This window comes from Deltaproteobacteria bacterium (assembly GCA_009692615.1).
GTDB lineage: Bacteria > Desulfobacterota > Binatia > UBA9968 > UBA9968 > DP-20.
The window spans coordinates 47,088-69,366 of record SHYW01000009.1 but is presented as its reverse complement, the minus strand read 5'-3'; the positions used below and the strand labels follow the sequence as shown (position 1 = coordinate 69,366).

General features: G+C 56.6%; 22 protein-coding genes and 1 tRNA gene. 14 read left to right on the top strand and 9 right to left on the bottom strand.

Annotated elements, in window-relative coordinates; all coding sequences use genetic code 11:
* Window positions 1-330: 330 nt before the first annotated feature.
* Complete coding sequence (locus tag EXR70_03765; GenBank protein MSP37589.1) at window positions 331-1,434, top strand: site-specific integrase; 1,104 nt, start codon at window positions 331-333, stop codon at window positions 1,432-1,434.
* 1,252 nt (window positions 1,435-2,686) lie between these two features.
* Here the strand turns inward: EXR70_03765 and EXR70_03760 are convergent.
* The 3 genes from EXR70_03760 to EXR70_03750 all read right to left on the bottom strand — a co-directional run bounded on the left by EXR70_03760 (window position 2,687) and on the right by EXR70_03750 (window position 4,507).
* Entirely contained in the window at window positions 2,687-2,995 is a 309-nt protein-coding gene (locus EXR70_03760) for a hypothetical protein (GenBank protein MSP37588.1), read from the bottom strand.
* 102 nt (window positions 2,996-3,097) lie between these two features.
* On the bottom strand, window positions 3,098-4,060 hold the full coding sequence (locus EXR70_03755) for a TIGR03619 family F420-dependent LLM class oxidoreductase (protein MSP37587.1): 963 nt from the start codon (window positions 4,058-4,060) through the stop codon (window positions 3,098-3,100).
* A gap of 15 nt (window positions 4,061-4,075) precedes the next feature.
* Entirely contained in the window at window positions 4,076-4,507 is a 432-nt protein-coding gene (locus EXR70_03750) for a cupin domain-containing protein (GenBank protein MSP37586.1), read from the bottom strand.
* On the opposite strand from EXR70_03750, the gene EXR70_03745 reads away from it, so the two are divergent.
* On the top strand, window positions 4,461-5,513 hold the full coding sequence (locus tag EXR70_03745) for an ABC transporter substrate-binding protein (GenBank protein MSP37585.1): 1,053 nt from the start codon (window positions 4,461-4,463) through the stop codon (window positions 5,511-5,513). The two genes, EXR70_03750 and EXR70_03745, sit on opposite strands and share 47 nt — an antisense overlap.
* Before the next feature lie 170 nt (window positions 5,514-5,683).
* Here the strand turns inward: EXR70_03745 and EXR70_03740 are convergent.
* Window positions 5,684-5,769, bottom strand: a tRNA-Leu gene (locus tag EXR70_03740).
* Between the two features lie 173 nt (window positions 5,770-5,942).
* Window positions 5,943-7,304, bottom strand: coding sequence for a DNA repair protein RadA (gene radA / locus EXR70_03735; protein MSP37584.1), 1,362 nt, complete (start codon window positions 7,302-7,304; stop codon window positions 5,943-5,945).
* Between the two features lie 74 nt (window positions 7,305-7,378).
* Between radA and bioF the strand changes: the two genes are divergently transcribed.
* Genes bioF through EXR70_03715 form a run of 4 tightly spaced genes read left to right on the top strand, consistent with a single transcriptional unit; the run spans window position 7,379 to window position 11,572 of the window.
* On the top strand, window positions 7,379-8,533 hold the full coding sequence (gene bioF, locus EXR70_03730; GenBank protein MSP37583.1) for an 8-amino-7-oxononanoate synthase: 1,155 nt from the start codon (window positions 7,379-7,381) through the stop codon (window positions 8,531-8,533).
* 5 nt (window positions 8,534-8,538) lie between these two features.
* Window positions 8,539-9,897, top strand: coding sequence for an adenosylmethionine--8-amino-7-oxononanoate transaminase (gene bioA, locus EXR70_03725; GenBank protein MSP37582.1), 1,359 nt, complete (start codon window positions 8,539-8,541; stop codon window positions 9,895-9,897).
* Entirely contained in the window at window positions 9,897-10,613 is a 717-nt protein-coding gene (bioD, locus tag EXR70_03720; protein ID MSP37581.1) for a dethiobiotin synthase, read from the top strand. Before bioA ends, bioD begins: the two co-directional genes overlap by 1 nt.
* A complete protein-coding gene (locus EXR70_03715) occupies window positions 10,610-11,572 on the top strand; it encodes an ABC transporter substrate-binding protein (GenBank protein MSP37580.1) in 963 nt (320 codons plus the stop codon). The genes bioD and EXR70_03715 overlap by 4 nt, the downstream gene beginning before the upstream one ends.
* Before the next feature lie 238 nt (window positions 11,573-11,810).
* Here EXR70_03715 and EXR70_03710 read toward each other — a convergent pair whose 3' ends face one another.
* The 4 genes from EXR70_03710 to EXR70_03695 form a co-directional block, all read right to left on the bottom strand.
* The gene (locus EXR70_03710; protein MSP37579.1) at window positions 11,811-13,064 is read right to left on the bottom strand and encodes an MFS transporter; all 1,254 of its coding nucleotides are present in this window, start codon (window positions 13,062-13,064) and stop codon (window positions 11,811-11,813) included.
* 5 nt (window positions 13,065-13,069) lie between these two features.
* Window positions 13,070-14,251, bottom strand: a complete 1,182-nt coding sequence (gene larC, locus EXR70_03705; GenBank protein MSP37578.1) for a nickel pincer cofactor biosynthesis protein LarC — start codon at window positions 14,249-14,251, stop codon at window positions 13,070-13,072.
* A gap of 64 nt (window positions 14,252-14,315) precedes the next feature.
* Window positions 14,316-15,527 (bottom strand): alpha/beta hydrolase, encoded by a 1,212-nt coding sequence (locus EXR70_03700; protein ID MSP37577.1) that lies wholly within the window; start codon window positions 15,525-15,527, stop codon window positions 14,316-14,318.
* A gap of 166 nt (window positions 15,528-15,693) precedes the next feature.
* Window positions 15,694-16,662, bottom strand: coding sequence for an ABC transporter substrate-binding protein (locus EXR70_03695; protein MSP37576.1), 969 nt, complete (start codon window positions 16,660-16,662; stop codon window positions 15,694-15,696).
* Window positions 16,663-16,864: 202 nt separating this feature from the next.
* On the opposite strand from EXR70_03695, the gene EXR70_03690 reads away from it, so the two are divergent.
* The 8 genes from EXR70_03690 (at window position 16,865) to nuoK (ending at window position 22,188) form a co-directional block, all read left to right on the top strand.
* Window positions 16,865-17,251, top strand: coding sequence for an NADH-quinone oxidoreductase subunit A (locus tag EXR70_03690; GenBank protein ID MSP37575.1), 387 nt, complete (start codon window positions 16,865-16,867; stop codon window positions 17,249-17,251).
* Between the two features lie 15 nt (window positions 17,252-17,266).
* Window positions 17,267-17,779 carry an NADH-quinone oxidoreductase subunit B gene (locus tag EXR70_03685; GenBank protein MSP37574.1) on the top strand — a complete coding sequence of 171 codons (513 nt, stop codon included), beginning with the start codon at window positions 17,267-17,269 and terminating at the stop codon, window positions 17,777-17,779.
* A 14-nt stretch (window positions 17,780-17,793) separates the two neighbouring features.
* Window positions 17,794-18,300 carry an NADH-quinone oxidoreductase subunit C gene (locus EXR70_03680; GenBank protein ID MSP37573.1) on the top strand — a complete coding sequence of 169 codons (507 nt, stop codon included), beginning with the start codon at window positions 17,794-17,796 and terminating at the stop codon, window positions 18,298-18,300.
* 22 nt (window positions 18,301-18,322) lie between these two features.
* On the top strand, window positions 18,323-19,462 hold the full coding sequence (locus EXR70_03675; GenBank protein ID MSP37572.1) for an NADH-quinone oxidoreductase subunit D: 1,140 nt from the start codon (window positions 18,323-18,325) through the stop codon (window positions 19,460-19,462).
* 18 nt (window positions 19,463-19,480) lie between these two features.
* Complete coding sequence (gene nuoH, locus EXR70_03670; protein MSP37571.1) at window positions 19,481-20,668, top strand: NADH-quinone oxidoreductase subunit NuoH; 1,188 nt, start codon at window positions 19,481-19,483, stop codon at window positions 20,666-20,668.
* A 13-nt stretch (window positions 20,669-20,681) separates the two neighbouring features.
* Window positions 20,682-21,242: a 4Fe-4S dicluster domain-containing protein gene (locus EXR70_03665; GenBank protein ID MSP37570.1), complete on the top strand. Its 561-nt coding sequence runs from the start codon at window positions 20,682-20,684 to the stop codon at window positions 21,240-21,242.
* A gap of 131 nt (window positions 21,243-21,373) precedes the next feature.
* Window positions 21,374-21,874: an NADH-quinone oxidoreductase subunit J gene (locus EXR70_03660; protein ID MSP37569.1), complete on the top strand. Its 501-nt coding sequence runs from the start codon at window positions 21,374-21,376 to the stop codon at window positions 21,872-21,874.
* Window positions 21,875-21,876: 2 nt separating this feature from the next.
* Complete coding sequence (gene nuoK / locus EXR70_03655; protein ID MSP37568.1) at window positions 21,877-22,188, top strand: NADH-quinone oxidoreductase subunit NuoK; 312 nt, start codon at window positions 21,877-21,879, stop codon at window positions 22,186-22,188.
* The last annotated feature ends 91 nt before the right edge of the window (window positions 22,189-22,279 follow it).

Here is a 22,279-nt window from a genome sequence, read left to right as displayed (position 1 = left end):
TGCCAACCGAAGGAGAACCCAACACCAAAATCTAAATCGACGTGCCAGCTCAACAATAAACCCCAGGGGCTTCAAAGCCCTTTTCTCTTAACCTGACTGGTACACTATTGCGCCGCTATCTGGCACATTTTCTCTCCGCCATTGACAACTCTCGGTAATCTGATCGGTATATGTCCGAGCTGCAATTTCATGATGTACCGGCGCGTCAATTTGACCAAACTGGAGCTGATGCGCGGCAAATTGGACATCACGATGACGGAAGCACTGCAACATATAGACGAGAGTGTTAAGCCTTCCGTAAACAGTGACTTCAAAGGGGAAGAGTAAACCATGGCAGAACACAACGCCAATAATGAACGGATCAAGCGGGAATACTTCGTGTTTCTAAAGGAAGCCAAGCGCCACAGCGAAGCCACGGTAGATGCCGTCGCCAAGGCTTTGTCGAGGTTCGAGGCCGACACCAAGTATCGCGACTTCAAAGCTTTCCACTACGAGCAGGCTGTCGCTTTTAAAAGGCACCTGGCGGAACAGGACAGCAAGGTGACCGGCGAGAAGCTGAGTAAGGCGACCTTGCACGCCACGCTCGCGGACCTCAAACGATTCTTTCAATGGCTGGCGGGGCAGCCGGGCTACAAGTCCAAGTTCAGCTATTCCGACGCCGACTACTTCAATCTGTCCGATAAAGACACGCGGGTTGCGACGGCGCGGCGCGAAAAGACATTCCCGACCATCGAGCAGGTCAAGCATGTGATCGATTCCATGCCGAACCAAACCGAGATCGAACGTCGCAATCGTGCCCTCATAGCGTTCACGCTTTTGACCGGAGCACGGGACAGCGCCATTGCGTCAATGAAGCTCAAGCACGTCGATCTTGCGGCCGGTAGCGTCTACCAGGATGCGCGCGAAGTGCACACCAAGTTTAGCAAGACTTTCACGACAAACTTTTTTCCGGTTGGCGAGGAGATTGGCCAGATCGTTGTGGACTGGGTGAGTTACCTACGCGAAACCAAACTGTGGGGCAATGACGACCCACTGTTCCCTGCGACTTACGTTATCGTTGGTGAGGAACACCATTTCAAGGTCGGTGGTATAGGACGCAAACACTGGAGCAGCGCAACGCCGATACGCAAAATATTTCGGGAGGCATTTGAAGCTGCCGGCGTGAGATACTTTAATCCGCACAGCCTGCGGAATACTCTCGTTCAGCTAGGTCAAAAGGTCTGTAAAACACCGGAGCATTTCAAAGCGTGGAGTCAGAGTCTTGGACACGAGGGTGTCTTGACGACGCTAATTAGCTACGGACAAGTCGATAGCCCTCGGCAAGCTGAGATTATGCGAGACCTCGCGAAGCCGCAGCAGTTAGAGCGATCGGACGCGGCGGAAATCGCTAAAGCTGTGGTGCGCGAATTGCGCAGTGGGGAGCGAGTCGGGTAGCCAAAAATCACGACCAGGCGAGAAACGATCAACGGTCTTAAATTGGGAGTCCATGTGGACGAAAGGGCGCGCGGATGTCTGTCGAAGAGAAGCGAAGACAGTCAACCGCGCATGGGCGGGTAGGAGATCAATAAAAAGTTGTGGCGCTGAAGTGGAGCGAAGCGAAGTCCGCGAGTGGAGAGTAACGCAAGTGCGACGGCTCACCGCCGTTGACCGGGATTCGGCGCGAGCGTTCCAAGGGCGCGCAGTGACGTTACGGACACGGCACAGAACTCCGAGGAGCGGGCCTCCGAGTGAGCGCCGGTGATTTGGCCCGCGCGCCCGCAAGCACGATTGCGGTGGGGCGGAGTTGGTGCAGGCGGCGGCGTGGTGGTCCTGAGCGAGCGCTCGGCGCGGCCTTAGCGAGCGGTCCGGATGGGGCGGGAGAACTAGCGACGCGGGTCGTTGGGTGTCCGGTAGGGGTGGCGGTGGCAAAGAGCCCTCGTCTCGCCCTTGAGCGTCTCCAGTGTAATCGCTCAGCAACCTTATTGGCCCGCATGGGCAATGGGGGAAGAGTGGGAGGCTAGAGGTCTGGAGAGCGCCGGGCGAGAAGGGGGCGGCGTCGCGACGGGCTCATTGGCGGGGCGGGTGTTGGGTTGCGGATGGGTGGATTTGCGCTTGCTCAATTTGTTGAATTGCCGGTGATGCTACAGTCATAACCGTGACGTAGGCAAACTATCGGCGCGGTAACCGTTGGCGCTTCCGATCATGGCGGCAGATCCCACGATTGACGGCAGCGGACACGATAGATCATTACTCGTACGACCGCCGCGCGCACGATTCTTGTTCGCACGCGTTGAGCGTCAATGCGAGGCCGGCGGGATGGCCCCGGTACCGGGGGAAATTCATCTCTACAACAGCGGGTGGTGCCGCTTGATCTGCACACAAGACAAAAAGGACTTGTTAAACCGCGAGCATGAATTACGGGGTCAGAACGAATCGACTCAAAAAACAATAACAGGAGAGAACGAGTGCGTGGGGGCAACTTTGGGGGCAATAGCTATATTGCCTCAATTTGGATTGTAAGTTTATCAATAAGTTATGCTTTAAGTTCGATTCCCTTCGGCCCACCAAAAATTCCCAAGAATACAGATGATGGGTATATCGGGCTCGCAGCTCGAACTCTTTCTCTCCGCAAATCACCCTGTTTTTGTCACGCTGCTTTCATCGCGCAACCGGAAATGCATCTTACGGAGTGAAACTCGAATAAGGTTCAGGTGGCCATCAAACCACTTTCACGCAAGTTAATCGGCTGTCCACTGTCTTTATTCCGCCGCCCACGCCGGGAGCCGGAATTGCGCATAGCGGCTCGCTCCGATTCTTCGCCGATCGAAACTCTCCGCCCGCGGGCAAATTCTAAGAATTGGGTTGCGATCGGTGCCAAGCTGCGGTCCTTTACTAAAACCAAATGACTATGACCGTCGAGATCGAATCCCGCCGGCGTGAGATTCGTTAGCGAACCGCTTTTCAGTTCTTCGCTCACCATGTCCTGGTAGAGCACTCCGAGACCGGCGCCGGACATCACTGCCGCCTGAGCGTGTCCCGCGAGGGGAGGGGAATGGGTGACCCCGTTCTCTCGTTCTCTATTCTCTTTCTCGTTGTCATTTAGCGCGGCGCCGGTGGTTTAACGAAACCGCGGTAGAAGTTCTTTGCTGATCAGCTCCAAGCTCTCTTCGAAGCGATCGTATTGCAGTCTTAAGTCGAAAACCAAATGCTCGACGCCTCGGGCGCGGTACTTTTCGATCTCGGCGGCGCAGTCATCGGGGTTGCCGACGATCAACAAACCTTCCAGGTCTTCGATTGTTTGAAACTTTCCCGACGGCGGTTTGATCCAGTGGCTGCTTCCTTCCGAACTCTCGGCGAGGGCGGCGACGTCGACGCTGTCGCGCGCTTTCCGACGATCCTTCTCGATACGGGTGATGGGAATGTTGCCGAGAATTATTTTCCGGTCGGTGATCTGGCGCAAATATTTTACCCGGTCGTCGAAAGTCGCCAGCGGCGCGCGGCCGGGAATCCAACCGTCGCAATACTCGGCCACTCGTCTGATCGCGGCGCGGGTGCTGCCGCCGCCGAAGATCGGGATCGGTTCAACCGGCTTGGGTTCGATGGTGACGTTATCAAACGAAAACACCTTGCCCTTATAGGACACGTTATCTTCTTTCCAGATCAGGCGCGCGATCTCGACGGTCTCGCGCATGATGTCAACGCGATCCTCAAGGCGCATGCCGACCGTGGCGAGTTCCTCGGGATTGAATCCCAAACCGATCCCGGCGATCACCCGGCCGCCGGCGAGATACGAGAGACTGGCGAGGTCTTGGCTGAGTTTGAGCGGCCAGCGCAATGGCACCAGCACCGCGGTGCCCAAGGTTATTTTTCTCGTCACTGCGGCGACCGCCGAAAGAGTGACGAAGGGTTCGACGAACCGTAAGCCGGCCCGCTCCATGCCGTGCGGGTTCCAGATCAAATGATCGCGCACCCAGATGGAGTCAAAGCCCAATTCCTCGCACATCCTGCCACCGTCGATGATGCGCGACGGCGAAGCGGTTTTGCCGAAGTGCGGTAATAACACGCCAAATTGCATTTTCACGACCCCGTTAGTGACTTAACGCGGTTTATTCTCGGAATCATCGACGATATGAAAGTCCTCCCCGGCGGGAGCGTAGATCTCCAGCACGCGGGCAATCGTGTCGCCACAATTGCCGGCCTGGTGGCGCACGCCGGGCGGGATGAAGGCGACCTCGCCGGGACCGAGGCGATACTTTTTCCCCTCGACGATCGCCTCGACGTTGCCTTCCAGGACGACGTAAATGTTTTCCGCTTTCGCGTGATAGTGGGTCGGGCCGGGGCCCGAGTCGACGTTGATCAGATTGATATGCACGTCGACGTTCTTGGCGCCGTCGGCTTCGTCGACCAGTCGGAGCGCCTTGCCGCGGTCCCAGCGCATCAGTTTGATCGGGGCATCTTCTATTCGCATTACCTTTAAGGGCATGAGTTCACCTCCATTTGTTTTTCGAGCAGTAATGGGAAACCCCATAGTTTGTCAAGTTGGCCGCGCCCATGGGTTCAACTTTTCCGCCCGCCGTGATACGAGCAGAACGAAACGTAGCGCCATGAATAATCCCGAGACTATCAAACTGTTGCAGTTCCGCGCTGCGTACAACTTGCCGGTGCATGCCGGGGTCGAGTGCGGAATTTTCGCTCGCCACGGGCTTCGCGTTGACGCCGCTTACACGCCTGGCTCGCTGTTTCTAAGCGCAGCGCTGCGAGCTGGCCGATGCGACATCGGCCACACCGGCGCCGACGACGTGATCGCCGATGTCGAAAGCACGGACGGCTCCGACTTGTTCATCTTCATGGGGCTTCATCCGGGTCTTTTCAGTTTGGTCGGCGCGCCGGACTGCCCAGCCGTCAATTCACTGCGCGGCAAATCGATTGGCGTCGATGCTAAAACCAGCGGCCTAGTCTTAGTGCTGGTAAAATGGCTCCAGGACCGAGGCTTTGCCAGAGACGATTATGAATTGATCGAGGTCGGCGGTTGGCAAAGCCGCTATGAGTCCTTAAGGGACGGAACAATCAGTGCGACTCTGTTGACCGAACCTTTCGTCGAGAATGCTCTGAATCTCGGCGGTCATCTGCTGGCGCGAGATTTCGAGATGATCGCCACTTACCAAGGCACCTGCGGCGCGGCGAGCCGGAGTTGGGCTGAGCGGCATCCCGATCGAATGATGCGCTACATCCGCGCCTACGTGGAAGCCACCGCGTGGTGTTTCGCCAGGGAGAATCGCCCGGCTTGCCTCGACATGCTCGCGCGCCACAACGATATTCACGGACGCGTCGCCGAACAGACACTCGATGCGCTGCTCGATCCAGAGCACGGCCTGTACCCAAGAGCGGCCGTCAATCTGCCGGGAGTTATAGCCACGATCGAGCTACGAGCGGAGCTGGGCTATCTGGCCCAACCCATTCCGCCGGTGCAGAAGTATGTCGACCTCTCCTATTATCGCAGTGCCCTGGCGATCGGCGAATGCGAAGTATTATGAAGAACCTGCTTTACAGCTTACTTTTCAGCTCGTCGGTAGCGGAGGTTGGAAGTGTATTCTCAGACAACTCTCAATGTCGCGGCGGTTGTTAGGATGGGCATGATTCAGGCACGAGGAATATTGGATTAGGGTCGGTGCACCGATTCGAAAATAAATTTTGCAGGTAAAATTGGTGCCGGAGGCGAGACTTGAACTCGCACAGGGTTGCCCCTACCGGATTTTGAGTCCGGCGCGTCTGCCATTCCACCACTCCGGCGCGGGAGATTTGGAAGAGAGCATATTGATAGCCAACCGTTCGCCGAGATTCAAGAGCTGGCGTTAATGTTAGTGGTTCAAACTTAGAAAAAAAAATTGTCGGGGCGACCCTGCGTGGTCGCCCGTCCGAGAGGGCCGACACGCAGGTCGGCCCCTACGTCGTGTCGCTGAATCTCAGAACAACACCTTCCAGCATTCGTTGAGCGAGCCGACGCCGACTAGCTTAGGATGTTTGATGTGTTTGAGTTGCACGCAATTACTGGTCGGCAGGATGCAGCGTTCGAAGCCGAGCTTACCGGCTTCTTTGACGCGGGCTTCGGCTTGGGAGATGCCGCGGATTTCGCCGGCCAGGCCGACTTCGCCGAAGAAGACACTTTTCGGGTCGAGCACTTCTTCGCGGCTGCTCGATGCGATGGCGGCGACGATGCCGAGATCCACCGCCGGCTCGTCGACGTGGACGCCGCCGGCGACATTCACGAAGATATCTTGATCGAATAGTTTCGCGCCCATCTTTTTTTCTAGCACGGCGACTAGCAACGCGACGCGGTTGTGATCGACGCCGATGGTGGTCCGCCGCGGCACGGCGAGAAACGAGCGGGTGACCAGGGCTTGCAGTTCGACCAAGATCGGCCGCGTGCCTTCGATGCTACAGACCACCGCCGAGCCGGGCACTTGCAGCGGCCGCTCCATGAGAAATATTTCCGACGGGTTGGTGACTTCGGCGAGGCCGGCTTCTTTCATCTCGAACACGCCGATCTCGTTGGTCGAGCCGAAACGGTTTTTCACCGCGCGCAGAATGCGAAAACTATGGCCGCGCTCGCCTTCGAAATAGAGCACGGTGTCGACCATGTGTTCGAGCAGGCGCGGCCCGGCGATGGCACCGTCTTTAGTGACGTGGCCGATTAAAAATGTCGTCAAGCCGGTTTTTTTCGCTAGCACGATGATCGCCCCGGAAGTTTCGCGCACTTGGACAATGCTGCCGGGCGCCGATGGAATGGCCGACGAAAAAAGCGTTTGCACCGAATCGATCACCAGCAGCCCCGGCTTGATTTTCTTGACGTGTTCGAGAATTCGTTCCAGGGAAGTTTCGCTCAGCACCAGCAGATTGGGCGCGGCGATGGCGAGCCGTTCGGCGCGCATTTTTATTTGGCGCTGGGATTCTTCGCCGGAAACGTACAGGCAGGTGACATCTTTGTTACTCACGGCGGCCACCGCTTGGAGCAAGAGCGTCGACTTGCCGATGCCGGGATCGCCGCCGATCAAGATCACCGATCCGGGTACCAAGCCGCCGCCGAGCACGCGGTCGAACTCGCCGATGCCGCACTGCACGCGGCCCTGTTCCGCCGTGTCGATCTCGTGGATCGGCGCCGGTTCTTCCTTGGTGCCGAGGCTTATTTCACTTCGCGTGCTAGAATTCTTTTCAAATGTTTCTTCAGCGAAGCTGTTCCACTGGTTGCAGTCGGGACATTTGCCCATCCATTTGGCCGACTGGTAGCCGCAGTTGTGACAGGCATAGACGGTTTTGGCTTTGGCCATGGTTTTTTATAGCAGGAAAGGTGTGGCCATCGCTAGGTTGATAATTGCGCCGTTGATGTAATAATTCCAGGCCAATGTCGGCCGGATTCATCGAAACAGAATTGCAGCGCTTGAAAGACGCCGGGCTTTACCGCCAATTGCGCCGCGTCGACGGCGCTCAGGATTCGACACTGACGCTCGACGGGCGCGAGGTGATCAATTTTTCCTCGAACAATTATCTCGGCATCGCCAATCATCCGGCGTTAGCCGCCGCGGCGAAGGCGGCCATCGATCGCTACGGCTGCGGCTCCGGCGCGTCACGGCTGATTTCCGGCAACATGACGCTGCACGAAGAACTGGAAACCCGGCTCGCACAGTTTAAAAATGCCGAGGCGGCGCTGGTGTTCAACTCCGGCTTTCAAGCCAACACGGGACTTCTCGCCACGCTGGCGGGCGAGGGCGATGTGATTTTCAGCGACGCGCTCAATCACGCCAGCATCATCGACGGCTGCCGCTTGTCGCGGGCGACGACGCAAGTTTTCGCGCATTGCGATGTCGATCACCTAGCGTCGCAACTACAATCAGCGCCAAGCGGCGTGCGCAAGTTGATCGTCACCGAATCGATCTTCAGCATGGACGGCGATGAAGCGCCGCTCACCTCCATCGTCGAGCTCGCAGAAAAATTCGGTGCCATGGTCATGGTCGACGAGGCCCACGCGACCGGAATTTATGGTTCTAATGGCGCGGGCGTGGTCGCGAAGTTGGGTTTGACCGAGCGCGTGACCGTGCAGATGGGCACCTTGGGCAAAGCGCTGGGCGGCTTCGGCGCTTACGTCGCCGGCAGCAGCGGCTTGCGCGATTTGCTGATCAATCGCTGCCGCAGTTTCATTTTCACTACTGCCTTGCCGCCGGCGGTGATGGCGATGGCGCTGGCGGCGCTCGATTTGGTTAAGCAGGAACCGCAGCGGCGCGAAACTCTGTCGGTAAATTGCCGACGAATCAACGGCGGATTAACTAAATTAGGATTCGAACTCGGCCCGAGCAATAGTCCGATCTTGCCGCTGCTGGTCGGCGATGCGAAAAAATGTATGGCGCTTTCCGCGCGGTTGCTCGAACACGGCGTGTTCGCCCAAGGCATTCGTCCGCCGACGGTGCCGCCGGGCACGGCGCGCTTGCGAATTACTTTGATGGCGACGCATACGGACGAGCAAATCGACCGCGCGTTACGTGCGTTTAAGGACGTTAAATAACTATCATGGCAACCTACCACGACAAGTTAAAACAGCTGGACCATACTTATCTTTGGCATCCGTTCACCCAAATGCAGGAGTGGTTGGGCGAAGATCCGGTGATCATCAGCCGCGCTGACGGCCACTATCTGGTCGACGATACCGGGCGCAAATATTTGGACGGCGTGTCGTCCTTGTGGTGCAACGTGCACGGCCATCGGAAAAAAGAGTTGGACGATGCGATCAAGGCGCAGATCGATCGCTTGTCACACTCGACGTTTCTCGGTTTGAGCCATGTGCCGGGGATTCAGCTGGCGCAAAAATTAATCGAGATCGCGCCCAAAGGATTGCAGCGAGTTTTTTATTCCGACAGCGGCGCCACAGCGGTGGAGATCGCGCTCAAAATGGCCGTGCAGTATTGGCAGCTCAAGGGTGAGAGCGAGCGCACGCAGATCGCTTCGCTGGCGGAGTCCTACCACGGTGACACCGTCGGCTCGATGAGTCTTGGTTATTCAGAAACTTTTCATCGCTATCATAAGAGTTTGCTGTTTCCCGTGCTGCGCATCACGCCGCCTCATGTGTTTCGCTATCATAAGGGTATGAGCGAAGCGGACGCCCTGGCGGCGGCGATCAAAGAAGCTGAGGAGAAGTTAGCCGCCAACAAAAGTAATTTAGCCGCGCTGATCATGGAGCCGCTGATGCAAGGCGCCGCCGGCATGTGGGCGCAGCCGGTAGGTTACTTGAAAGCGGTGAGCGAAATCTGCCGGCGCCATGAGATACTTTTGATACTTGACGAAGTCGCCACTGGCTTCGGCCGCACGGGAAAGATGTTCGCCTGCGAGCATGCGAACGTGACGCCGGACATTCTCTGCTTGGCGAAAGGAATCACCGGTGGTTATCTGCCGCTGGCGGCGACTTTGACCAGCGAAGAGGTTTTCTCGGCGTTCCTCGGCGAGTACAAAGAGTTCAAAACTTTTTTTCACGGCCACACCTACACGGGCAATCCGCTTGGCTGTGCCGCGGCGATCGCCAATCTGGAAATTTTTCTGCGCGAGAGCGTGGTCGAGAACATGCAGCCGCGTATTGCGACGCTGCAAAAAAGTTTGCGCGACACGTTTTTGCCCATGGATCATGTCAGCGACGTGCGTCAGTGGGGCTTTATGATCGGCATCGAGCTTGCCGAAGATAAAGCCAGCCGTAAAAGTTATCCGGTGGAGCAGCGCATGGGCCACAAGGTTATTGTCGAAGCGCGCCAGCGCGGCGTGATGATCCGGCCCCTGGGCGATGTGATTATTCTCATGCCGCCGCTCAGCATCGGCGCGGCCGATCTGGCGATCCTTCTCGATGTCGTGCACGATTCGATTGAAAAGGTGACCGGCAACTGATGGGTAAGGCGATTTTCATCACCGGCACCGACACCGGCGTCGGCAAGACTTTTTTCAGCTGCGCGCTGGCGGCGTTGCTCAAAGCCGAGGGCTACAAAGTCGGCGTCATGAAACCGGTGGAAACCGGCTGTGTCGAGAAAGACGGCCAATTATTTCCTGATGACGCTTGGCGTTTGCAACAAGCGTCGGGCTGTGCCGAGCCGCTTGACGTAATTTGTCCCTACCGCTTGCCGGAACCGTTGGCGCCGAGCATCGCGGCGGAGCGCGCCGGCGTGAAGATCGACGTCGATCGTTTACTCGATGTTTGCCGGGACTTGAGCGCCAAGCATGACATTACGATTGTCGAAGGCGCCGGCGGTTTGATGGTGCCGCTCGTGCCGAGCTTCACCTTCGCCGACTTCGCGCGAGTGGCGAAACTGCCGGTGATTGTCGTTGCGGCGAATAAACTCGGTGTCATCAATCATCTGCTGCTGACGCTGGAGCATGCGAGCTGCAAAGATTTGCGGCCGCTGGGTTACGTGCTCAATCAATTGTCGAGCGAGATTTCGCTGGCGGCGCAGACCAACCGCGAAGTGTTGGCGGGTTTGACCGGCGTACCGTGCTTGGGCGAGCTGCCGTATGTCGGCCAGCCGGTAACTTTCAATCACGAAACTTTGTCTCGATTGGCAAAGGAACTCGATCTCAGCCGGCTCGGCCTGGCGCCGAGAAAATTATGAAACATAAGAAACTCACGATTGCGTTCACACTGATGTTCAGCTTCACGATCGGCGTCGCACTGGCGGCGGACAAGGTCGTCATTTCCTACAGCAGCCGCAGCTACGCTTTCTTACCGGCCCAGGTGGCGGTGGCCAAGGGATTTTTCAAAGACGAAAATATCGAGCCGTTGTTGATTCAGATGCGCAGCCAGGTGACGGTGCCAGCGCTGATCAGCGGCGAGGTGCATTACACTTTGAGCTTCGGCAACATTATCGGCGGCGCCATGCAGGGGCTGCCGTTCAAGATTCTCGCCGTGCTCACCGACAAGCCGCTGCACAGCATCGTCGGCCGGCCGGAGATTAAAACTCTCGCCGACCTGCGCGGCAAGCGCATCGGCACGCAACGCATCGGCGGTTCGGATCATTTGGCGGCGGAAGCGATTCTGCAAGCGCGCGGCATCGATCTCAAAGATATTCAATTCTTGACGCTCGGCGGAGACGAGCCGGTGCGCACGGAGATGCTCAAAAAAGGTTTGGTCGACGCGATCTGTAGCGTGCCGCCGGGGCCGGTCCGTTTGACGCGGGAAGGTTATAATTATCTCGGCGGGCCGAAGGATTTAAAAATCGGCAGTCCGATTTCGGCTGTTGCGGTTACCGATACGCGTTTGAAGAATAACCGCGAAGAGACCAAAAAAGTTTTGCGCGCGGTGCTGCGCGGGCTGCGCGCTACGCACGAGCGGCGCGAAGATACGATTACGATCATGGCCAAATGGCTCAACCAGACATCCGACGTCGCCAGGGATTCCTACGATTCGATCCTGCCGTCGTTCAGCCTCGACGGCGGCACCGTCGATAAAACCTACGAGTTCGCCATCGAGTCGCGCAAGGCGACGGTGCGCACGGAGAAGCCGGTGGCGCTGTCGCAGGTGCGCGACTTGTCGCTGTTGCGGGAAGTGCAGAAGGAATTAAAGTTGCCGTGAGCGAGATGCGAATGCGTAGTAGCGATCTTTTCGGTCCCCCTCTTTGAAAAAGAGGGGTTAGGGGAGATTTTTAATTTTCGCAATTGGCGCCATTGTTCCAGTCGACAGCCAGTCCGTTGCGAAGACCACCGCTCCACCGCACAAGCAAATCCCCCTCTGTCCCCCTTTTCCAAAGGGGGATGTTTGAAAAACTAACGTGAACTAACTTCTCTAAACTACACGACGTTTGTCTGACGGTTTATTTACCTCTACCAAAACTTCGCAGTCCTGGGATCGACAGCCAACATACTAATGTTATCGAAGCGCCGACGGCGCAGCCGAAGAGCAGGGAGCCTGGTGCGCCGAGTAGAGCGGCCATGAAGCCTACTTCGGTGGCGCCGACGCCGTTGGCGCCTTGGGAGAAAATCGCGAAGACGGCGAAGGCGCGGCCGCGCACCGGTTCCGGCGTGAGCAGATGAAAACTGGTTTGGCGCATGACGGCTTGCAGCGAATTGGCCAAGCCCAGCGCGCCGAGGAGCAAGAGCGACAGCCAGAAATTAGTCGACACTGCGAAGAGGCCGAGCGCGGCGGCGTAGGCGAGAAACGACCAGAGGGCGAGCAGTCCTTTGCTTTTGACGTCGCGGGTCATCAGCAGCGTGAGCGTGCCGAGAACGCCGCCGACGGCGGGAGCGGAGGAGAGCATGCCGAAGCCGGCGGGGCCGACGAATAAAATATCCTTGGCGAAGATCGGCAAGAGCGGCCGATAGTAACCGACGCCGACGATGATGAAGTCGAGCATGACCATCGCCAACACCACCGGTTCGGAGAACAAGAACTTGACGCCGCTTAAAATACTGACGAGGGAAAATTTTTCGCGCGCGCTAGCGTCGATTTTGGGAATTGTCAGCAGCAGGATGGCGGCGAGGGCCGGCAGATAAAATAACGCGTTGAACAAATAGGCGTTGCCCGTGCTCATCCACGCCAAGCTCAAGCCACCGAGCATGGGACCGATGAAGTGCGAGCCTTGGGAGATCGCCGAGTTGAGCGACACCGCGTTGGTCAGATGCGAGCGCGGCACGAGATAGGAGATCAGCGACATGCGCGTCGGATTGAGCACAATGTTGAGTGCCGAAGTCAGCGCGGTGGCGGCTTGGATATGCCAAACTTGAATGTGGCCGCTATGGGTGAGCAAGCCAAGCAGCACGGCGACCAGCAGATTGCCGCAGGCAGTGTAGAGAATAAGTTTCTTACGGTCCAAGAAATCCGCCAGGGTGCCGCCGAATAGTCCCAAGGCGAAAATTGGCAGACCTTGAGCGACGCCGGTCATGCCAAGCTGAAACGCCGAGCCGCTGATCTCGTAGACCTGATAAAAGTTTTGCGTCTGGCGCATCTGCTGCGCCGTGGTCGCGAACAGCGAGAGCGCGAACAGTAAACTGTAGTCGCGGTAAGCGAGAGAAGCCCAGGGCGAGAGCCGAACCGGCGCATCCGGCTGAGCTGAGGAATCGTCGGCCATGGAAATTACTTTTTGAACTGCCGCATCACTTCGTCGTGAATGGTTTTGAGCGGGAGATGTTTCGCCGCGGCGATGCGCTTCAAGTCGTCGTATTCCGGTGTGGCGCGCTGGATACCGTCCGGTTGCGTGACGATTTTCACCATGACCGCGCCAAAACGGGTGGCGATTTTCTTCGCTTCGCGTTTGAGGATCAGCCGGTTAACTGAATAATAGCGCACGCCGATGCTGGTGGTTTCTTGTAGGATGATTGCCGCGAGTTCGTCGCGCTTCGCCGGTTCACAAATCACCGAGAGCAGTGTTGCCGGGCGGTTTTTTTTCATTTGCACCGGCGCGAGGAAAACATCGCGGGCGCCGGCGGCGAACAGGCGATCCATAATGTGATCGTAATACTGCGGGTTCATGTCGTCGATGTTGGTTTCCATGACCAACATCTCTTCGTGTTGCAACCTCGCATTGCTTGCGCCGACGCTGAGGCGAAACAGATTGGGCCGGTTGGAAAATTCTTTCTGGCCGGTGCCGTAGCCGATCTTCTCAATCGTCATGCTCGGCTGTGAGCCAAATTTTTCGCCCAGCGCGCAGATGATCGCCGCGCCTGTCGGCGTGACGGTTTCGCCTTCGATGTCGACGCCAAATGTAGGCAGTCCTTTGAGCAATTCCAGAGTCGCCGGGCCGGGAACGGGCAATGGGCCATGCTGTGAGCGCGTGACGCCGTGGCCCAGCGGAATGGGCGAGAAGTGGAGAGCATCGATGGTTAATTCCTTGATGCCAATCGCCACGGCCATGATGTCGACGATGGAATCGGTGGCGCCGACTTCGTGGAAGTGAACTTTATCGACGGCGACGCCGTGGATCTTCGCTTCGGCTTGGGCGAGTTTGGTAAAGATCGCGAGGCCGATGTCTTTGACTTCGCTGTTCAGCTTGCTGCGCAGGATCAATGCGCGAATCTGTTGCCAAGAACGGGGCGCTTCATGTTTCGGACAGATGACCTGGAACTGGGTTGCGCGTATGGAGTGAACGAGTTTCTTGGAAGCTTTGAGCTCGAACTTTAGGGTCGGGATTTTTTTCAGCTCTGCCCTGAGCTTGGCAAGGGGCAAGCCGAGATCGAGCAGCGCCGCGACAAACATGTCGCCGCTGACGCCGCCGATCAATTCTCCGTAGGCTATTCGCATGTCTTGCTCGTTGCTCATGCTCGTTGCTCATGCTCGTGGCCGGATTCTGGACGATCACGATTCACGAACGCGATCACGAAATTCACCAATCCCGATGGACTTCCTTGCCGCTGGTTTCGATGCGGATGATTTCCGGCTTGAACGGTTTGCCGAGCAGCGTGTCGATCAACCAGTTGATGACCAGCGGGCGCGCTTTGGGATTTCGGATCGAGTGGCGTTCGCCCTCGAAGACGTAGAGCAATTTCGGCGCGGGCGCCTCGCCCATCAACTTGTAAACGAACTTCATCTCGCAGTGCTCGTCGTCTTCGCCGGCGACGATCATATAAGGACAGGTAATTTTCGCCGTCACTCCTTCGAGGGAGAGGGTTTTGCAGAATTCGTCGAAGGCCGCTTCGTCGTCGTAACCGGCCATGTACATGTAGTTCAACTTAAACGTCGGCGACGACATATTAAAAATCGCGAACTGCCCCGGTTCCATGCAGACGCCGCTGACGGCGCAGGCTTTGAAACGTTTTTCCGCGGCGACCACGCGCGGCGCCCAGTACGATCCCATGCTCGATGCCATGACGCCGAGACGGTCCGCGTCGATCTCTGATCGCTTCACTAAATAATCAGCGGCAAGTTTGCCGGCAGCCTCGACGTTGGACGCGGTGCAGGTGACGCCACCTTCACGGGTCTCACCTTGGCCCGGACAATCAACCGACAGCAAGGCGAAGCCGCGCTCGATGAACGGATCGCCGGCGGCGGGATGATCTTCTTTGACGCCGTCCATGCCGGGGATGTACATGACGCAGGGAACTTTCTCGTCAGGTTTGCGGTTGGGCGGTAAATGCAAAAGCGCTTGGATTTTTTTTCCTTCGTAGGGCAGTTCGACGCGCTCAATCGGCCGGCCGGCATATTGAATAAATTTGTCGTAGCAAGCGCGTTTGCGCTCCTGCCATTGAATTCGCAGCGTGTTGCCGTCTTCGTAGATCGCCCACATGGCGTTGGTGTAGAAGCATGACGCAATATAATAATGATCCCGCGCTTCGGTCAATTTGCATGCGGCTTCCGCGTCGCGCCCTTGTTCTTCGCGGCGCGCGGCGGCGAGGGAAAATTCCCGCGGGATGTCGACGAACTTTTTTATCCTGCTGCAAAGATCGGTTAAGTTTTTTTCGACGCCGGGGCCACAGTTGCGGATAATCTTTCCCGTTCGGCCTTGATCCCAGTCGATGCCGCGAGTTTGAATCACTTGATCCAAGATCCAGCGCTGCTCGCGCCAGCGTTTCATTTTTCTTTCGGTTTCGCTGCGCATGGTTTGACCTTTCCTTATTCGGTCATTTGAGTTTGCTGTGAAAGAAAATATTCACCACGAAGGACACGAAGAGCACGAAGTTCGGAGTTTAAATTGTCCGAACCCTTCGTGTCCTCCGTGATCTTCGTGGTGAGATAGTATTTCTTCATTGTGCGCCGAAACTTAATTATTTGGCCCGGACGAAACGGTCGTCGATAAATTTTTTCAAGTCGACGTTCTTCAGCTGCGGCGTCGATTCGAGCAAACTGTCGCGCACCGCTTCGAGACCTTTCATGCCCGGATAGGGCGGGCTGGAGATCGCCGCTTCGTATTCTTTGTAGCCGCCTTCGAGGATGCGGTCGTCGGAGCGCAGGTATTTGCGCAGGATTCTCAGCGCCGCACGGCTGTCTTCCTTATATACTTTGGCGCCGTCGGTGAGCGAGGCCATGTAGGCGCGGACGATTTCCGGTTGGCTTTGCACGAACGAACGCTTCGCAGCGATGCCGGAGAACGTAAATTCTTTGCCGAGATCGGGAATATGCAGCAGCGGCCGGTAGCCCAAGTCGCGCGCCGCCGTCGAAGTAGGCGGAGAAAGAATTCCGCCGTGCACTGCGCCGGCGCGCATGGCGGCGAGGATTTCCGGAATGCCGCCCAAGGCGATCATCGTCACGTCCTTCGAGTTCAAACCAAATTGCTCCAGAGCAGTGCGCACGGCGAGATCGCTGGCGGAGCCGATGCGCGTGATGCCGATTTTTTTGCCCTTCAGGTCACCGCCCTTGGTAATGCTTGGTTCAACCAGCAAAGTAAAAACCATTTGATGCGTAGTCGTGCCGACCCAAACAAAGTCAGCGCCTTGCGCCCAAGCGGTCAGCATCGGCGCCGGCGACAAATGGCCAAACTGAATTTCGCCAGCCAAAATCGCCTGCACCGCCGTCGATCCGCCACGAATGTAAATCAGATTCGACTCCAAGCCGTGTTTTCTGAAATGACCGTCTTCGTGGGTGAGCCAGAGCGTGCCGATGCCGGCGGAAAGCGCGCTATAAGCGGTGCGCACCGGTATCGGTCGCGATTGACCATGCACTAGCGCATGGCTGATCGAGAACCAAACGAAGACGAATGACAAGACTACGCGGATTTGTTGCCGCGATGGCATCATTAGACTCTCGCACCGCAATAGCTCGGATTTAAATTATCTCGCATGGTTTATTTTAGGAGGGTCGCCGCCGACTCTAGTCAAAAAATCCCCCGAGCGCAAACTTTTGCCGCGCTTTGGGCGCGTAATACTGGTTGAATCTCTACAACATTTATGGTTATAAGAGACCGTTGCCTTTCTGCAATTGTAACTACGGAAACTTACGATGCTATTTGAATTCGCTAACGTCTTAGTGTTTACCGCATTAGGATTTGGGTTCGTCGGTGTCAATCTGCTGATCGGCAAATTGCTGCGGCCGAACAATCCGCAGGCGCGCAAATTGTCGACTTACGAGTGCGGCGAGCCGTCTACCGGCAGCGCCTGGGTCAATTTTAATATTCGCTTCTATCTAGTCGCGCTGATTTTTATCATATTCGAAGTCGAAATCGCCTTTATCTTTCCCGTCGCCGCGGTGTTTCGCCGCTGGGTTGAAGGCGGCGCCGGTTTGTTCGCGCTGGTCGAGGTGCTGATGTTTGTCGGGATTCTTTTTCTCGGCTTGATCTACGCTTGGACCAAGGGCGATTTAGACTGGGTAAAGAAAGTCAAAGCCTGATCGGAGTTTGGGAGAATTGCGTTGAAACCACTGATCAATTCACTGCCGGAAACGGTTTTTACCACCAAAGTTGACGAGCTGCTCAACTGGGGGCGCGCTTCTTCGCAGTGGTACATGCTGTTCGGCTTGGCTTGCTGCGCCATCGAATTGATGCAGACCGGTGGGCCGCGCGCCGATCTGGACCGCTTCGGCGCGGTGCCGCGGGCGACGCCGCGTCAGTCGGATCTGATGATCGTCGCCGGTACATTGACTTATAAAATGGCGAAACGGACGAAGTTGCTTTACGATCAGATGCCTGACCCAAAATACGTGATCTCGATGGGCAGTTGTTCGAACTGCGGCGGCTTATTTCAGCTCGCCTATTCGGTCTGCAAAGGCGTCGATAAAATTATTCCCGTCGATGTTTACGTTCCCGGCTGTCCGCCGCGCCCCGAGGCGCTAACTGAAGGGCTGTTACGAATCCAAGATAAAATGATGCGCGAACGCTGGTTGGTCAAGGCGCCGGCGGCCGGTTCGACCGAAGCTTAAGCAGTTTTTAGAAGATGGAAACCGCGGAAATTTATAGCTCCCTGGAAAAGTTTTTTCCTGGCAAGGTTAGCAACTTCAAAGGCGAGGCGATGGAGCCTTGCTTGAACGTCGAAGGTGCGGCGATCATCGAGATCTGCCGCTTTCTGCGCAACTCGCCGGGCTACCGTTTCGAAGTCTTGTCCGATCTGACGGCTCTCGATTGGCCCAAGGACGAAAAAATCCAGGTCGTTTACCATTTGTTTTCCTATGTGCAGAACCATCAGATCGTGCTCAAAGTCGATTTGCCCAGGGACAATCCCAAAGTCACCACCGTGGAAGAGGTTTGGAAGGTGGCCAACTGGTTCGAGCGTGAAGTTTACGATCTGTTCGGCGTGATCTTCGAAGGCCACACCGACTTGCGGCGCATCATGCTGCCGGACGATTGGGTCGGCCATCCGCTGCGTAAAGACTACGTCGAGCAAGAAGAATACGACGGCATCAGCACCCAGCGCGCGCCGCTGGTGGAAAAACTGCTGCGATAAGGCAAGCAAGGCAAGTAAATAAATGAGCGAGACCGCATCCACCGATACCGGCTTTTTTGCCGAAGAGATGACCCTGAGCGTCGGGCCGCAACATCCGTCGACCCACGGCGTTTTGCGTTTTGTCGTCAAGACTGACGGCGAAGTGATCAGCGAAGCGATCCCCGATGTCGGTTACCTGCACCGCTCCATCGAAAAAATTGGCGAGAAGGTGACTTATCACGGTTACGTTCCTTACACCGACCGAGCCGATTATCTCGCCGCCATGTTCGCCAACCAGGCGTTCTGCATGGCGGCGGAAAAATTGGCCGGCACGGAAGTGACCCGGCGCGGCGAGTTCTGCCGCACCATCGCCTGCGAGCTCAATAGACTGGCGAGCCATTTAATTTCCGTCGGAACTTTCGGCCAGGACCTCGGCGCCATGACACCCTTCGTCCATGCTTTGCGCGAACGCGAGACCATCAACAATTTGATGGAAGAGATCTGCGGCGCGCGGCTGACTTACAATTACATCCGCATCGGCGGCGTCGGTTACGATATCTTGCCCGAGACTTTGGCCAAGATCGCCGACTTCTTGTATCACTTCGGTCCGATCGTCGAAGAGTTCAATCGTTTGCTCTCGGGCAACAAGATTTTTATCGAGCGGCTGGCCGGCGTCGCCGTGGTCAGTAAAGAAGATGCGCTGTCTTACAATCTAGTCGGTCCCAATCTGCGCGCTTCCGGGGTCGACTGGGATATTCGGCGCGACATTCCTTATTCCATCTATCCTGAGTTGGACTACGAAGTGCCGGTGGGCACGGCGCAAGTCGGCTCGCTGGGCGATAGCTACGATCGTTTTTGGGTGCGCATCCGCGAGATGAAAGAGAGCGTTAAAATTATTTATCAATGTCTCGACAAGTTGCCCAAGGGGCCGGCGATCTCGAAGGTGCCGAAAAAATTTCGCCCGCCGGCGGGGGAAGTTTATGCCCGCGTCGAAGCGCCGCGCGGCGATATGGGTTTTTACGTCGTCAGCGACGGCAGCGAGTATCCCTATCGCGTGCGCATCCGCACCGGCTCGTACACCGCCATGAGCATTATCGATAAACTCGCCAAAGGCATCATGGTCGCGGACTTGGTGGCGTTGATCGGCAGCCTCGATGTCGACGCGCCGGAGATCGACCGCTAAACGGAATCAAATCTAACCATGCAAGCATTACTCGATCAAATGATGAAAGACGGCGCCTTCGCCGGCGTGCCGACGCAAGTGGTTTACGCTATCGGCATGGTGCTCACCGCGGTGGTGGTGCTCTCGGCCTTTGTCGCGCCGCTGGCGGGCATAACCAGTTGGCTCGAGCGGCGGGTGTGGGCGCGCATGCAATCGCGGGTCGGGCCGAACCGGGTTGGGCCGCAAGGCATTCTTCAGTGGCTCGCCGACGGCATCAAGAACATCATGAAGGAAGACATCATTCCCGCGGCGGCGGATCAGAAGCTCTTTCCGCTGGCGCCTTATATCGTCTTCATGGGTTTTCTCTGTTCCTTCGTGGTGATTCCCTTCGGTTCTAAGTTGATCGTCGCCGATCTCAACATCGGTATTCTTTATCTGCTTGCGGTGACATCGTTAGTGGTCGTCGGCATTCTCATGGCCGGTTGGGCGTCGAACAACAAGTGGTCGCTGCTCGGCGGCATGCGCTCGGCGGCGCAAATCGTCAGCTACGAAATCCCTGCGGGGCTGTCGGTGCTCACCATCGTGTTTCTCTCCGGCACTTTGAGCATGCAGGGCATTATCAAAGCCCAAGGCTGGGGACCTTGGGACTGGTTCATGTTCCACAATCCATTTACCTTCTGCACCTTCTTTTTATTTTTCACCGCGGCCTTGGCGGAAGGCAATCGCACACCCTTCGATATTCCCGAAGCCGAGTCCGAGCTGGTCGCCGGATATGTCACCGAGTACAGCGGCATGCGCTTTTTGTTTTTCTTCTTCGCCGAATGGGGCAATCTCTATGTTATCGGCTCGGTGGCGACGACGCTGTTTATGGGCGGCTGGCAAGTGCCGCCGGTGACCGACAACCCGGTGCTGCTGGGAATTCTCCAGTTCGTGACCTTTTTCGGCAAAGCTTACTTCTGGGTCTTCGTCGCCATGTGGATTCGCGCCACGCTGCCGCGCGTGCGCGTCGATCAGTTGATGGGGCTGTGCTGGAAATACATGGTGCCGCTGTCGTTCGTTTGCTTGCTCGGTACCATTGGCTTCATGTTCATGTCGGAGCAGGGACGAAGAATTTTTGGCGCGCTGACGCTTGGTTTCGCCATCGCCACGATCATCAATTTTTTCCGCCGGGTCGGCTTTCAGTTTCGCGCCGCCAAGCCGGAGTTTTACTGGAAGCCGCAGATTTAGTTTTTGAGGATTTATGGGTGTTCTCGCTAACTACGTAAAAGACATTCAAGACGCCGTGACTTCGACTTTCGAAGGGATGTCGATCACCTTTTCCCATTTGATGCGTAAGCCGATGACGATTCAGTATCCGGATAAGATTCCGGTGCCGATTCAAGAGACTCTGCCGCTCCGCTACCGCGGTATTCTCGAAGTCGATCTGGACATTTGCACCGGCTGCTTGGCCTGCGAGCGCGACTGTCCGATCACCTGCATCACGATCGGCATCGACATGAACAAGGAAACCAAGACGCGCTTCTTCACCCATTTCGATATCGATGTTTGTAAGTGCATGTACTGCGGCTTGTGTTCCGAAGCTTGTCCCACCGGTGCCATCCGCCATTCTCAAGAGTTCGAAGGGGCGAGCTACAATCCCGCCGGTCTGGTGCGCCACTTCGCGCCGGATACGCAGAATCTTTATAAGCCAAAGAAGGGCGGCGAAACCGAGCCCAAGCTTATCACCAAAGTCGATATCGGCATGAAGTATCTCGATGAGTTCGCTACGCCGGATGGGGGAGGGGCCGCGGAGGAGGGATAGTCATCTAAGTCGAAGCAGCCAACGGTTATTAAAATTGATGCGTTGCGCCCGCTGCTTGATCTAGAGCGGATCTTCCGATAGTTGACCGAGAAGGTTTTCTTCCCGCGCGATTCCACAAATTAGAGTAAGTTATGGAAGTTTCAACGGCGGTTTTTTATCTAATTTCTTTAGTCACGGTAGTCTCCGCCGGTATGGTGGCGCTGTCGCGCAATATTATTTACTCGGCGTTTTCACTGCTCGGCACCTTCATGGGCGTGGCCGGCATCTATGTTTTTCTCGGCGCCGACTTCGTCGCCGCGGTGCAGTTATTAATTTACGTCGGCGGCATACTCGTGCTGATACTTTTCGCCGTCATGCTGACGCATCGGATCACCGATGTGAAAATCACCAACCGCGCGGCGGGCCGGATTCCCGCCATGCTGGTAGTCACGGTGTTCGCGGTGATGTTGATTCAAACCGTCAAGGAGACCCATTGGGTGGCTGCCAAGCAGGTGATCTTTACCGCCACCACGGCGACCATCGGCGATGCTTTCTTGTACGATTATCTTTTGCCCTTCGAGTTGGCCTCGTTGGTTTTGCTCGGGGCGATGATCGGCGCGGTGGTGCTGTCGCGTAAGGAGATCAAAGAGTAGCCATGTCACCCAACGATCTCTCGTCTTATCTCGTCCTCGGCGCGATTCTGTTTTCCCTCGGCATGTTCACGGTGCTGACCCGGCGTAACGCGATCAGCGTGCTGATGGGCGTCGAGCTGATTCTCAACAGCGCCAATATCAATTACGTGGCGTTTTCCCATTTTAGCAGCGGCAATAGCGCCGGACAGATTTACGCGATCTTCGTCATCATGTTGGCGGCGGCGGAAGCCGCGGTGGGCCTGGCGATCGTTTTGGCGATCTTCCAGCTGTTCCATTCCATCGATGTCGAAGCGGCGCAGTCGTTGAAAGAGTAAGGACGTGCTCGTGGTTCGTGATCGTGTTCGTAATCAGGTCTTGTCCGTGATTTTCACGAGCACGAGTAACGAGCACGAGCGACGATTTTAA